This window comes from Acidicapsa ligni (assembly GCF_025685655.1).
Lineage (GTDB): Bacteria > Acidobacteriota > Terriglobia > Terriglobales > Acidobacteriaceae > Acidicapsa > Acidicapsa ligni.
The window spans coordinates 779076-791071 of the sequence record NZ_JAGSYG010000003.1; the positions used below are offsets into that span (position 1 = coordinate 779076).

At 54.7% G+C, this 11996-nt stretch carries 12 protein-coding genes; 6 read left to right on the forward strand and 6 right to left on the reverse strand.

All coding sequences use genetic code 11. From position 1 onward, the window contains the following. Positions 1 to 81: 81 nt before the first annotated feature. The 4 genes from OHL19_RS13535 to OHL19_RS13550 all read left to right on the forward strand — a co-directional run bounded on the left by OHL19_RS13535 (position 82) and on the right by OHL19_RS13550 (position 6339). Positions 82 to 1284, forward strand: coding sequence for an efflux RND transporter periplasmic adaptor subunit (locus OHL19_RS13535; protein WP_263358230.1), 1203 nt, complete (start codon positions 82 to 84; stop codon positions 1282 to 1284). 244 nt (positions 1285 to 1528) lie between these two features. Beyond that, positions 1529 to 2371 (forward strand): DUF4097 family beta strand repeat-containing protein, encoded by an 843-nt coding sequence (locus OHL19_RS13540; protein ID WP_263358231.1) that lies wholly within the window; start codon positions 1529 to 1531, stop codon positions 2369 to 2371. 328 nt (positions 2372 to 2699) lie between these two features. After that, a complete protein-coding gene (locus tag OHL19_RS13545; RefSeq protein ID WP_263358232.1) occupies positions 2700 to 3446 on the forward strand; it encodes an HAD family hydrolase in 747 nt (248 codons plus the stop codon). Positions 3447 to 3714: 268 nt separating this feature from the next. After that, complete coding sequence (locus tag OHL19_RS13550; protein ID WP_263358233.1) at positions 3715 to 6339, forward strand: TonB-dependent receptor; 2625 nt, start codon at positions 3715 to 3717, stop codon at positions 6337 to 6339. Between the two features lie 81 nt (positions 6340 to 6420). Here the strand turns inward: OHL19_RS13550 and OHL19_RS13555 are convergent, their stop codons facing one another. Then, a complete protein-coding gene (locus OHL19_RS13555; protein ID WP_263358234.1) occupies positions 6421 to 6723 on the reverse strand; it encodes a hypothetical protein in 303 nt (100 codons plus the stop codon). A 317-nt stretch (positions 6724 to 7040) separates the two neighbouring features. Here OHL19_RS13555 and OHL19_RS13560 point away from each other — a divergent pair, with 317 nt between their 5' ends. Then, positions 7041 to 7487, forward strand: coding sequence for a hypothetical protein (locus tag OHL19_RS13560; RefSeq protein WP_263358235.1), 447 nt, complete (start codon positions 7041 to 7043; stop codon positions 7485 to 7487). A gap of 15 nt (positions 7488 to 7502) precedes the next feature. Here the strand turns inward: OHL19_RS13560 and OHL19_RS13565 are convergent, their stop codons facing one another. From OHL19_RS13565 to OHL19_RS13575, 3 genes are read right to left on the reverse strand one after another with little or no spacing between them, the layout of a single operon-like run. Continuing rightward, on the reverse strand, positions 7503 to 8282 hold the full coding sequence (locus OHL19_RS13565) for an SDR family NAD(P)-dependent oxidoreductase (RefSeq protein WP_263358236.1): 780 nt from the start codon (positions 8280 to 8282) through the stop codon (positions 7503 to 7505). A gap of 58 nt (positions 8283 to 8340) precedes the next feature. Then, complete coding sequence (locus OHL19_RS13570; protein WP_263358237.1) at positions 8341 to 8817, reverse strand: DUF2752 domain-containing protein; 477 nt, start codon at positions 8815 to 8817, stop codon at positions 8341 to 8343. Beyond that, positions 8814 to 9293 carry a CD225/dispanin family protein gene (locus OHL19_RS13575; RefSeq protein WP_263358238.1) on the reverse strand — a complete coding sequence of 160 codons (480 nt, stop codon included), beginning with the start codon at positions 9291 to 9293 and terminating at the stop codon, positions 8814 to 8816. Before OHL19_RS13575 ends, OHL19_RS13570 begins: the two co-directional genes overlap by 4 nt. Positions 9294 to 9641: 348 nt before the next feature. Here OHL19_RS13575 and OHL19_RS13580 point away from each other — a divergent pair, with 348 nt between their 5' ends. After that, a complete protein-coding gene (locus OHL19_RS13580) occupies positions 9642 to 9905 on the forward strand; it encodes a hypothetical protein (RefSeq protein ID WP_263358239.1) in 264 nt (87 codons plus the stop codon). Between the two features lie 38 nt (positions 9906 to 9943). On the opposite strand, the gene OHL19_RS13585 is transcribed toward OHL19_RS13580, so the two are convergent. Next, positions 9944 to 11005: a site-2 protease family protein gene (locus OHL19_RS13585; RefSeq protein WP_263358240.1), complete on the reverse strand. Its 1062-nt coding sequence runs from the start codon at positions 11003 to 11005 to the stop codon at positions 9944 to 9946. 23 nt (positions 11006 to 11028) lie between these two features. Further along, positions 11029 to 11799 (reverse strand): hypothetical protein, encoded by a 771-nt coding sequence (locus tag OHL19_RS13590; RefSeq protein ID WP_263358241.1) that lies wholly within the window; start codon positions 11797 to 11799, stop codon positions 11029 to 11031. Between the last annotated feature and the right edge of the window lie 197 nt (positions 11800 to 11996).

Consider the following 11996-nt stretch of genomic DNA (forward strand, 5'->3'; position numbering starts at 1 on the left):
GCAACGTATCGTTGGTTTACAACGCTTATTGGAAATCAGTTGCGTTTGTAATTTTCCAGAGAAGCACTATCGGAGGCAGTTGTGGCTGCAGCGCGTAAGAAAGGCCGATTCTGGCTGTGGACTGGTTTGGTTGTTGTAATTGTGTTGGCTTTGGGTGGAGCGGCGATTGCCCACCTTGCTTCTGGTTCGGCGATTGACCCAAACAAGCTCGGCAAAGTGGTACGTGGCGATGTGGCGCGCTCGGTCGTGGCAACGGGTAAGATTACTCCGATCACGCAGGTTGAGGTGAAGTCAAAGGCTTCGGGCATTGTGGAGAAGCTGTATGTGGACATCAACAATGTCGTCCACAAGGGACAGTCGCTGGCACAGCTCGATCAGCAGGAGATTGCAGCTCAGGTAGCGGCGCAGAGAGCGCAGTTGCAGGCGGCGGAAGCGAATGTCTCAAACTTTGACGCGGCACTGGAACAGGACAGGGTTACCGCCGCTGCTCCAGACCTGCCTATGTACAAAGTCACTCTGGATCGCAATATAGAGATGGTGAAGCAGGGATTGGTTCCGCAGCAGTCTCTGGATAATGCCAACCGCGACTACCTGGCAGCGTTGAACAAGCGTGATTCGGCCAAGGCGCAGATTGGTGTGGATGGCGCGAAGTTGAAGCAGGCAAAGGCACAGGTAGCCCAGAACCAGGCAACTCTGAATCAGTTGGATGAGCAGTTGAGCTACACCACGATTGTTGCTCCGATGGATGGAGTGGTGCTTTCGCGGGATGTTGAGATCGGCGATGCGGTAAGTTCGATCCTCGTGCTGGGTTCGACGGCAACACTCGTAATGACGCTCGGCGATACGACCGAGGTCTATGTGAAGGGCAAGGTGGATGAAGCGGACATTGCGCACGTCTATATGGGGCAGCCCGCGCGGATCAAGGTGGAGAGCTTCCGGGACCGGTATTTTCAGGGCAAGGTGACAAAAATTTCTCCGATGGGCGTGGAGAAGGATAACGTCACAACCTTTGAAGTGCGGGTGTCGATCAACAATCCTGGTGGAGAGTTGAAAGCGCAGATGACAGCGAATGCAGAGATTCTGCTGGATGAGCACAAGGGCGTGTTGACGATTCCGGAGAATGCAGTGATCTATGACAGTTCGAAGAATGCTTTTGTGGAGATTCCCGACAAGCAGCAAAAGGAAGGCAAGCGAAAGATTCCTGTAAAGGTTGGACTGTCGAATGGTTCGTTGACTGAAGTGATCAGCGGAATCAAAGAGGGCGACACCGTCGTATTGCAGTAGCGTGTGTTGCAGTAGCATGAATTTCGCCTCCGATTGCTGTTCGTAAACGGACACGAAAGTTACAAATCTGGACAAGTGGACAAAAAGCGCATTTTTCCTGCAGACATAACCCGTTTAGGATGAGATTCCTACGAATTCGCCGATTTGGCCACTTGGATGCAATACATTGTGCAACTAGGGGTGACTGGATTTATAGTCAGTCGCAGATTTGATGTTCAACCGTTATCGATTTGTGAGGAACGATATGAAGCATTGGATTCCGGCAACAGCAGTTCTCCTGGCACTGGTACCTGGAGTGCTTTCACGGTCTGCGCAGGCTTCGGAGGCGACGTTTGAGCGGACGTTGACGGTGAACGGGCATGTGATTCTGCATGTTTCCACGGGCTCGGGAAACATCCACCTGACGACTTCTTCAGGCAACCAGGTGCATGTTGTTGGGCACATCCATTCGCATGGCGACCAGGAAGACCGTGTGCGGCAGATTGCAGCCAATCCGCCGATTGAGCAGACCGGGGACATTTTGCGCGTAGGCGCGCATCTCGACAACCTGCACAATATCTCGATCGACTATGAGATTACGGCTCCCGCAAATGCATTGCTCGAAGCCTCTTCAGGATCGGGCGATGTGGTCGATGCCGGCGTCGGGGTAGACGCCAAGCTGAATACAGGCTCGGGCAACATTCATGCGACCGGGCTGCAACAGAGCATTTCGGTGGAAACAGGTTCAGGAGATATTTACGCGGAGCAGACCGGATCTGGCGACGTGAAGGCCAACACCGGCTCGGGAAATATCGAACTGAGAAATGTTTCCGGCGGTCTGCGGGCGCAGACGGGATCAGGCGATATCAAGCTGGGTGGGCAGCCTAAAGCTGGATGGCATGTGACGACCGGCTCGGGCAGCGTAGAGCTTTGGGCTTCCAACGCCCCAATGAATCTGGAGGCATCGACAGGCTCCGGAGACATTCACACAGATGGCGTTACGATGGATGCAGTGATGACGAATCATCACAATCTCACCGCAAAGCTGCATGGTGGCGGACCAGCGGTCCGTATCGAGACAGGGTCAGGCGATATTCGTATTCATTGAAATCGGGGTTGCTGCCGATACTGACAGCTTAACCCCCGATTGTTCCATCATGAGTTCAACAACAAGGGTGTTCCTCGGCGGGATTCGAAAGTGCTCCACGGGACGGATCTCGCCTTTTTTTGAATCTATAACATTTTGAAACAAAATTGAAACATAAATTAGCTTACTTAGTAACTTTTCTTTAGTTTCGGGACAACTACCGGTTCTACTTCCAATTTGCGTAAGTTTTGGCCCCAGGTTTATCGCCAACCCGCAAGGGAGGCAGCCACTATCCTCGACTGAACAAGGGATTTTGTAACAGTCTCGTGATTTCTCATACACTGAAAGCATGGTGCATACTTCCCGCGCTCTTCCATTGGAATCGCTGCAGCTATTGGTCTTCGATCTGGATGGAACGCTGATTGATTCGCGGCGAGACCTCTGCGACTCCGTAAATGCTACGCTCGAAAACTTCGGCATGAAGACGCTGGAGGACTCAGTGATCGGCGGATACATTGGCGATGGAGCGGCAACTCTGATCCGACGAGCGTTGTCTGTTCCAGGCGAACTGCTACCGGGGATGAAGCCTGACGATGAGGAGTTTTTTCAGAAAGCGTTTGCGTTTTTTCTCAGCTACTATCGCATTCACAAACTGGACTATACCTACGTCTACCCCGGTGTCTTCGAATCGCTGGAGGCTCTGAAGTTTTTGCCGGATGGCAGGCAGCGGGCGATGGCCTGCCTGACAAACAAACCTGTGGGCCCTGCACAGGCCATCTGCGATGCACTAGGACTATCGCCTTACTTCTTCAGCGTATACGGGGGCGATACTTTTGCTACCAAGAAGCCGGATGCGCAGGGCTTGCGGACACTGATGGCCGAGGCAGGCGTCGGTCCGGAAGAAACGCTGATGGTAGGCGACTCTGATGTAGATGTAAAAACAGCGCGCAATGCGGGGGCATGGGCATTGGGATGCAGTTTTGGGCTTTCGCCCGTCACACTGGCAGCAGCGATGCCCGATGTGGTGGTGGATCATGCTTCAGAATGGGCTGAGGCACTGCAGGGTGCGCGTTTTGCACCGCAGAACCAGGGATAAGCAGGGAAATCTGCCGCAGCTAGAACCGGCAAAAACGAAACTTGCGTGGGCGATTGTTCGTCTAAGTTACATACCAGTTCGACATCCGGTGATTCAGACTGATCTAATCATTATTAGAAGGAGTCTTTTTTTGAATCGATTTATTGTACTTCTTGCTCTCCCTGTTGCCATACTCTCTATCCATATTCTCCCTGAAACAGTTGCCTTGGCAGCTGCAAGTCCTGCGGGAACGCGGACCGTCAGTGGAAATTTTACAAGCAGTAATTCTGTGGACAATCCAGAATCGACTCCGGGATCGACCCCCTCAAACGTCGTGCGAGGCGTGGTGGCAGATCCCAGTGGCGCAATTGTGCCGAATGCCCAGATTGACTTGGTCAATGCTGCCGGCGCCGTAACGGCGACCCTGCACTCGGATGGGACAGGAAATTTTCAGATCACCACACCTGCGGTCGGGGATTTTACGCTGGTGGTCTCTGAAGCAGGATTCGACACGGTGCGAACGCCCGTGAAACTGGCCAAGCCAATCGCCCCCGCGCTGGCCGGACCGATGCTGCACATTGTATTGCCGATCTCCACGATGGCGACTACCGTCAACGTGAATGCCGGAAACAGCGTGGACCTGACGGCCTCGGAGTCCAATGCGGACACTTCGGTGATGAGCGCAAACGATCTAAAAGCTTTGCCCATCTTTGACAACGATTACAGCACCGCGATGAGCGCTTTTATGGATTCGAGCGCCGAGGGCACAGGCGGCGCCGGGCTGCTGGTCGATGGAGTGGAAGCGAATCGGGCAACTGTATCCGCAAGCGCGGTGCAGGAAGTTCGCATCAACCAGGATCCCTATTCGGCGCAGTATTACTGGCCGGGGCGCGGGCAAATGGAGATCATTACGCGTTCCGCGGCAGATCACTACCACGGCCAGTTCAACTTCACCTTTCGCGACTCAGCTTTAAATGCTCAGAATGCATTGGCCGCAACCAAGCCATATGAGCAGCGACGCGTTTATGAGGGATATACGACGGGGCCGATTCCTCACGCGAAGAACAGCAGCTTCCTGGTTTCGTTTAACCGGGCAGAAGAAGATCAGGACGCGGTAGTCCTGGCGACGACTGAGGCTCCGACTTCGACAAATCCCACGGGCCAGTTCCAGGCGAATGTATCGGCGCCGACTCGGGATACGGAGTTCAGCACCCGAGCGGCTCATCAGTTTGGCGACCGAGTCTCAGCTTATGCGCAGTATGCGTATCAGGACTCAACCTCGCAGAATGAAGGCGTAGGCGGACAGACGCTGGCGGCGGGCGGATACAACAATCACTATCACGAAGATGATGTGATTTTTCACGCAGACACGACGCTCTCGGCGACCATGCTGAACCAATCCTCGATCGTGTTCGAACATGATCGCAACGAGACTCAGAATGCGATTGAGGCTCCCCAGGTAAATGTGTCGGGAGACTTTGTGGGCGGCTCAGCGCAGAACGACTCAACCTCAACGGAATACAACCTGCGGTTGAGCGATACGGTAAGTTGGACGCGTGGTAAGCACTCGGTAAAAGTAGGCGCGAACGTGCCCCATCTGGATCGCCGCGTGTATGACGACAACACCAACGGCCTGGGCACATATACGTTCGCTCCAACCCTGGATGCGAATGGGGATGTGGTGACATCGGCATTGCAGAACTACGCAACGAATCATCCTTCGGGATTTACGCAAAATACGGGCGACGTACGGTTTGTGTATCACCAGCAGGAAATGGGCGTATTTGCCCAGGACCAGTACAAAATGACGGACCGGTTCTCAATCACGCCCGGAATTCGCTATGACTGGCAGAACTTTCTGGCGACGGACCGACTGACGTTTTCTCCGCGCGTGTCGTTTGCGTGGGTGCTTGATCCGGCTTCAAAGACCGTGCTTCGCGGTGGTGGTGGTTTGTATTACGACCGCTTCGGCGGAGGGCCGCTGCTGGACCTGGTGCGATATGAGAATGCGCGGCGTCGTTCGCTGACGCTGTCGCTCAATCCGGCAACCCAACCAGCGGATGGATGCGTGCCGGTGACCAATTGCGTGACACTGGGCGATCAACCGGCCAACCTGGCGCAGTTGCAGCCGAACGCGAAGGTTCCCTACCAGATTCAATATGGACTCTCCGTGGAACGCGGTTTTGGCAAGAGCGCTGTAGCAGTAATCAGCGCCTATTCGGTACGCGGTGTGGATCGCTTCCGCTCGGTAGATATCAATGCTCCGACACCTCAATCGAATTACACAGAACGGCCGAATCCTGAGTTCGCGCGTATTCGAGAGATGCAGCCGGAGGGGACGTTCATTGGAAATGGAATGGATATCTCGTTCCATGGCGAGTTGAACAAATACTTCACTGGCTTTGGGCGTTATACCTGGTCGCATTTTGAGTCCAACCAGGAAGGTATTTCGTGGTTCCCGCAGAACCAGCAGGATCCAAACGACGAGTGGGCGAACTCAAGCTGGGATCGTCGGAATCGGCTGGGGATGTATGCCATCTTCAACCACCAGAGCGTAGCCAATCTTGCATTGGGAATCTTTGCCAATTCCGGTTCGCCGTGGACAGTGCAGACTGGAGCCGATCTGCCGTATAACGACCTCTTGTTCAACGCGCGACCGGATGGTGTGGCGCGCAATACGGAGACTCTGCCGTCGTATGTCGATCTCGATGTGCGCTGGGGCCATGATTTCCATCTGACACAGAGCAAAGAAGACGAATCGCCGAAGCTTGGTTTTTCGGCGGGCGCCTTCAATGTTCTGAACCATGAGAATGGCTCGGCAGTGGACCAGGTCGAGAGTTCGACCTCGTTTGGGCAGGTCACGTCGGTAGCTCCGGCGCGGCGTATTCAGCTGGCGATGCGGTTTGAGTTCTAAGAGCCGAATATTAGACCGATATTAGAGCCAGCAATTTAGGCTAAACGACGTGACGACCCCGGTCGTCACGTCGTTCGATTTTCAGGCCCAGAATGAGAGTGGACCTGAAACTGGAGCTGCCGATGAGGTGCGCTGTGTCTCGGTAGCCTGATCCTGGTCGCCGGATTCATTGGATCCGTAGTAGCCTTGATTTGCAGATGAGTCTTTTCCAGCCCAGGCAGTAACCATCCAACTAGTCTCAGTGCTGGCGGTGGCGTCGAGTTCTGAGGCCGAGGCAAAGAGCTTTTTGCGGGTGGCTTCGGACTGACGCGCGGCGGTAGCGGCTGTTGAGGCGTGCGCCGAATTCGTTTGACTGGGACTTATTTGTCCTGAATGGATATGCATGTGCTTCCCTTCTCTACGTTTCTGCGTTCTCTCTTTGGCTTCTTTTTCGGTTTCTCTGTTCTCGCTGTCCGACCGGTTTCACTGCCCCGCTTCCAAGCAAGCCGAATGCCTTTCTCGGTAGGGTTTCTTGGAACTTTCCAATATGCTGCCTCGATCTATGCTGGCTTGATCGCGAATCGATTTCGTGGAACTTCTCGCTGGCAGAGTTCGTATTCGCAGACTGGGGTGAAGTGTATGAGCCGTACGCGCGTTGTGGGGATCGTGCTTCTTCTGCTGATGGCTGGAATGCTGGTTAAGCCAGCGCGAGCCGCGGGGATGTGGTGCAGTTTGGTGACACCATCCAGGTAAACAAGGATGCCTCCATCCGTGATGCTGTTTGCTTTTTCTGCGGCGTAAATGTGCAGGGGACGATCAACGGCGACACGGTTGTATTTTTTGGCAGCGCACGTATTGATGGGCAGGCAAACCACGATGTCGTGGTGTTCTTTGGCAATGTAGTCGCAGCCGATAATACATCGATTGGACACAACCTGGTGAACTTTTTCGGTAGCGTGCGGCTGGGTGAAAATGTGACCGTTGGGCAGGACACGGTGGTGATGTTCGGCAGCCTGCATGCTCCGCAATCAGTGAGCTACGGCGGCGACCGCGTAGTGCAGCCTGGATTTATCTTCTGGGTGCCGTTTCTGCTGATTGTTTTTGGATTTAGTTTTGTCGTACGCGAGCTTCGCGGCCAACGGCGCAGGCGAATGCTGCGAGGTTATTGAGTTATCTTTTACTGACTAGATCCAGCCACCGTCGATGATATGGCTTTGTCCGGTGATGGCGCTGCTGTCTTCTGAGGCGAGAAAGAGCGCGAGGCGAGCCACTTCGTCCGGAACAAGATGCCGTTTGATGGCTTGGCTGGCGAGGATTTCAGCACTGTACTCGGCTGTGAGGACCAGCTTGCGTTGCTTGTCGGTGACGATAGCGCCGGGCAGGATGGCGTTCACGCGAATGTTGTCTTTGCCCAGCTCGTGAGCAAGCGTGTGGGTCATGCCGACGATAGCTGCTTTAGCTGTGACGTAGACAGGCAGGCCGACCGACGGAATCAGCCATGCGATCGAACTCATATTAAGAATGGATGCGTTGCCGGATTGCTTCAATGCAGGTATCGCTGCCTGCGTTATGAAGAACTGATGGCGCAGGTTGACGGCCATGAGCTGATCCCACAACTCGGGGGTAACTTCTTCAATCGCGTGACGCCGGTCATTGCCCGCATTGTTGATAAGCACGTCGAGGCCGTTGAGAGATTCAATGGCCTGAGCAGTGGCTGCGCGAACGGCTTTAATGTCTGTCATGTCACAGCGGAGATAGATAGGTACAGGATGCCCTGCGGCAGCGATGCGAGCTACGAGTTCTGCGGCCAACTGATCCTGAATATCGAGGAATGCAACTGCTGCTCCCTGCGCAGCAAAGGCTGCTACGAACGCTTCGCCGATGCCGCTGGCTCCGCCGGAGATAAGTACGCGACAGCCCTTGAGACTGGGGTAAGTGGCGTATTGTGCCTGAGATTCGGTCATGATTTGTAAGGTCTTCCACTTACGTGAAGTTATGGCTTTCGAATACAGCAACATGCCGTTATTGCAGTGGAATAGTGAACCAGGGCAATGGCAGATTGCGGACAATCCACCAGGCAATGGTGATGGCGATGAGCAGGCGCGTTGTTCTGACAGAAAGGTCAAAGTCGCGGCCATGCCAGAGGTTGAGGATGCGCAGGCCTTTCGCTCCGAACCAGAGAGCGAGGAATGGCGAGAGTACAACGAACATGAAGTTACAGCGCAGGGCAGCGGCGAACTCGAAGTTCAAAAGATGATGCAGCGCGCGGGTAGATCCGCAGCCAGGGCAATAGAAGCCGGTGAACTGATGAAAGGGGCACGACGGCAGATGGAGCGCGCCCGGAGCATGTGCGCGTAGCACTCCACCAGCCACTACTGCGGCCGAGACGATGAGGAGTACTCCGAGTTGACGGCCGGATGGCAGTTGCATGAGCCGCACCGGGCCGGCCTGAATCCGGTCAGGAGTCTGCGCGGGTTGGTCGACTTGCGACAGGTTCATTTCTGGCCGATGGCGAGGACAATATAGATGAGGCTGATGATGCAGCCTGCAATTGCCGAGACGATCAAAGTCGTCTTGGCAGTTTTATGTGCTTCCTGCGCTTCAGTAAAGTTGCCCAGCGCCCATTGCTTCTTGGCTTTATTGGAGTAGATAAGAGCAACGATTCCGCCGGGAAGACAACAGAAAAAGATGACCGCAACCGACCATCCGGTGAGGCTTGGCGGTGGTGTTGCCGCATAGGATTGCCCACCATAGATGCTGCCCTGTTCGCTGCTGTAGGGGCCACTGATGGAGGTCGGCGTACTCTCTGGGGAAAAGTACCACGCCTGCGTATTGGCAGGTAGCCAGGATGCCATGCCGGTTGTCCAGACAAGATCGTTGGGCGCTACCTGGCCAGCCGCGACCATCTCTTTCAATGCATCCAGGGTCATAGGACCGAAACGCTGATCTCCCTTTTGCAAATACCAGTTTTCCATTGAGGCAAATCTCCCTTTTTCCTTCGCTTCGACCGTGGAGGAATCTTATCAAGTCTTAGGATTGAAAAGAAGTGACCCGCAATCTTTGGCAGCCTGTAAGTTTGCATCCAGCATCGAAGCCCCGAACTTTGCCCTTAGCATTTGCCCTTGCTTTTGCCGTTGCCGTTGCTTTTGCCGTTGTCGTTCTGTTTGTCATTCCCGAAGGGAATCTGCTTCATCCCGTCATCCCAAAAACACAATTCCCCAAACCAACCCAACACCCAACCTGTTGGTAGTAAGCCAGTTTGAAATTATGAGATTGACTCGGCTGAATGATTAAGGACTAGAGTAAACAAAGAGGTGCCTGGTATGAAGATTCGAATCGCAATCTGGGCAGCGACTGGCGCACTGGTTGTAGGTCTCTGGTCAATTTACCTCGACGGTGCATCTGGAACGCCGCGAGGATTAACCGCGATTTTGCTCGATTTAACCTGTCCGATAGCGCTCGGGCGTCAACACCATATGACTATCAATTTCGTGCTTCTTGCCAATGCTGTTACGTATGCTTTGGCCGGTCTGATCGTGGAAACCATGTGGCGGCCCACAAAGCGCCCGATCAAGCAGACCACTTAAGATAGAACCGCCTTGCACCCTTTAGAAGATCTGCGCGGCTACCAGCCCTGTCTGCCCTGATTCGCGACAGTGTTGGGAGTGAAGTGCATCAGAACTCCGAGCGCGATGAGCAGGGCTGCATAGTAGACCCAACTGCTCCAGTCGGATTGCTGCGGCTTGTCTTTGGTAAAGCAGCGCCAGGCAAAGCCCGCTGCCACGAAGAGAAAGATGCCTTCGGAGGTGAAAAGCCAGAGGCCGAGTGCGCAGACAAGCAGAGTGGCGCGTTCAGGAGCAGCGAGGGTGTTGACGGCCTGGCCTCCATCGAGCACCCAGATGGGGATAAGGTTGAGGATGTTGAGCACGGCTCCAGTGCGGGCGAGAGCGGCCCAGAGCGGATCGTGCGTATAGGTGTAAAGGATGTAGCAGATGGCGGCAGCGATCCAACCAGCCAGTGGACCGGCGAGCGAGATTTGCGCGATCTGGCGGCGAGTGACTCCCTGGGCAGCCCAACGGACATAGGCACCGAAGCCGGGTAGAAAAACGGGCATTTCGGCGGGCAGACCGCGGCGCTTGATGTCGGTGAAATGGCCTAGTTCATGGATGAGTATGCAGACGGAGATACCAAGGCCATAGCGCCAGCCGAAGATTCCAACATAGAGCACGATAAAGAAGGCAAAGCTAAAGAGGAACTTGAGTTTGAAAAGCGCCAGAAGCAGTGTCTTAAATTTGAGGAGCAGAAGCGCAAATGGGCCAAAGGGACCAAGCTTCTTGACCCAGTTGGGCTTTGGCGCAGGCTCTGATCGCCCTGATGCTCCTGCTGATCCTGATGGCCCTGTTGATTCTGATAATGCATTAGGTGTCGGGTTAATGGCGCCGAGATGCTGGCGAACCCACTCAGCCTGACGAGAATCATGCGGAAGCAGGGTGAGCGAGTATTCCCACAGCTCGCGGGCTTGCGGGATAAGATTGCGAGCTTCGAGGGCGCGGGCATCTTTGGAGAGCTGTTCGAGGCGCACGCTGTGGATAAGTGCATGACACTGCGGGCAGGCAAGCGCCTCCAGTGGAAGGTCAGCGTTGCAGTTCGGACAGTTGCGAAGGATTGCGTGGGTAATGGTCGACACGATGATCTATATCAATTCTATCGTTATGCGACGGTCATGCTGTAGGGTCCATCGACATAGAGGGGCTTTGCGGCCGTCATCGTCCGGGCTATGCGGAGTCCGATGAAGAGAATGAACAGGCCTATGACTCCGTGAAAGGGGTTCGCCAATTCCATGAAAGGTGAGGCAAGACCCACGAGCGCGAGTTGGGCGATCGCGCTTGCCCAATTGATGGGATGTTTCGGGGCCTGGGAGATGTGGTTTGACTGTGCGTCTCCAGGCAAGGAATTTTCGGAGGCGCTTTTTGCTGCGGTTGGAGTCTTATGTTTGATGGCGTACGAGATGCCGATGGGCACAGCGGCCATGGAGATTGCTGCATACGTGAGCAGGACGGCAGTGATCTGGAAGCGCCTGCCTCCGATGCCGTTCGAGCCTTTTGATATGGCCTTGGCAACGAACCAACCTACGCCAAGAGCGATGTAACCCAGATACCAGCCGGTGGCGATGGTGAACGTGGCGTATGCGATCAGTCCTACGATGGCTGCTCCTATGCCGAGAAGAAGACCGCGTACGTAGGCCGCATGGCTATCGATCGGGCTGGCCGCCTGAACTTGATGAGCGCAGGTGGCGCAGGCCATCTGGCTGTTGATGCGGTAATACTCACCTGAGACCAGGTTGCCGCAGATGCGGCAATGCTCCGTGCCGGGAATGTGGGCGTATTCGGCAGTGGCAAATTGCGGAGCGTCCGTTGGGGCCGCGGGTGGCGGGGTCACGACGGAGGTGAACTCTGGGGCGGTGTCATTGGTTTCAAACATGATTTTGCTCAGGGTAGCAGTTCGGTTGAGTGGCTGCAATGCATTCATGCAGGCAGGCACAGCAAACAAAGAATGGCGCCATGACGAGGCCCTGATGGGAAAGCTGGGTAGCTCGAATCACCACCTGCTTAAACCCTTCGTGAGTTGCAAGGACGGGCCTCTGATAATTTTCCTAAATTATGTCATCTGATCAGATG

Bases quoted from the DNA above. Each gene is read 5' to 3' on its own strand.
- OHL19_RS13540 (WP_263358231.1), top strand. From the start codon at position 1,529: ATGAAGCATTGGATTCCGGCAACAGCAGTTCTCCTGGCACTGGTACCT.
- OHL19_RS13545 (WP_263358232.1), top strand. From the start codon at position 2,700: ATGGTGCATACTTCCCGCGCTCTTCCATTGGAATCGCTGCAGCTATTG.
- OHL19_RS13555 (WP_263358234.1), bottom strand. From the start codon at position 6,723: ATGCATATCCATTCAGGACAAATAAGTCCCAGTCAAACGAATTCGGCG.
- OHL19_RS13565 (WP_263358236.1), bottom strand. From the start codon at position 8,282: ATGACCGAATCTCAGGCACAATACGCCACTTACCCCAGTCTCAAGGGC.
- OHL19_RS13570 (WP_263358237.1), bottom strand. From the start codon at position 8,817: ATGAACCTGTCGCAAGTCGACCAACCCGCGCAGACTCCTGACCGGATT.
- OHL19_RS13575 (WP_263358238.1), bottom strand. From the start codon at position 9,293: ATGGAAAACTGGTATTTGCAAAAGGGAGATCAGCGTTTCGGTCCTATG.
- OHL19_RS13580 (WP_263358239.1), top strand. From the start codon at position 9,642: ATGAAGATTCGAATCGCAATCTGGGCAGCGACTGGCGCACTGGTTGTA.
- OHL19_RS13590 (WP_263358241.1), bottom strand. From the start codon at position 11,799: ATGTTTGAAACCAATGACACCGCCCCAGAGTTCACCTCCGTCGTGACC.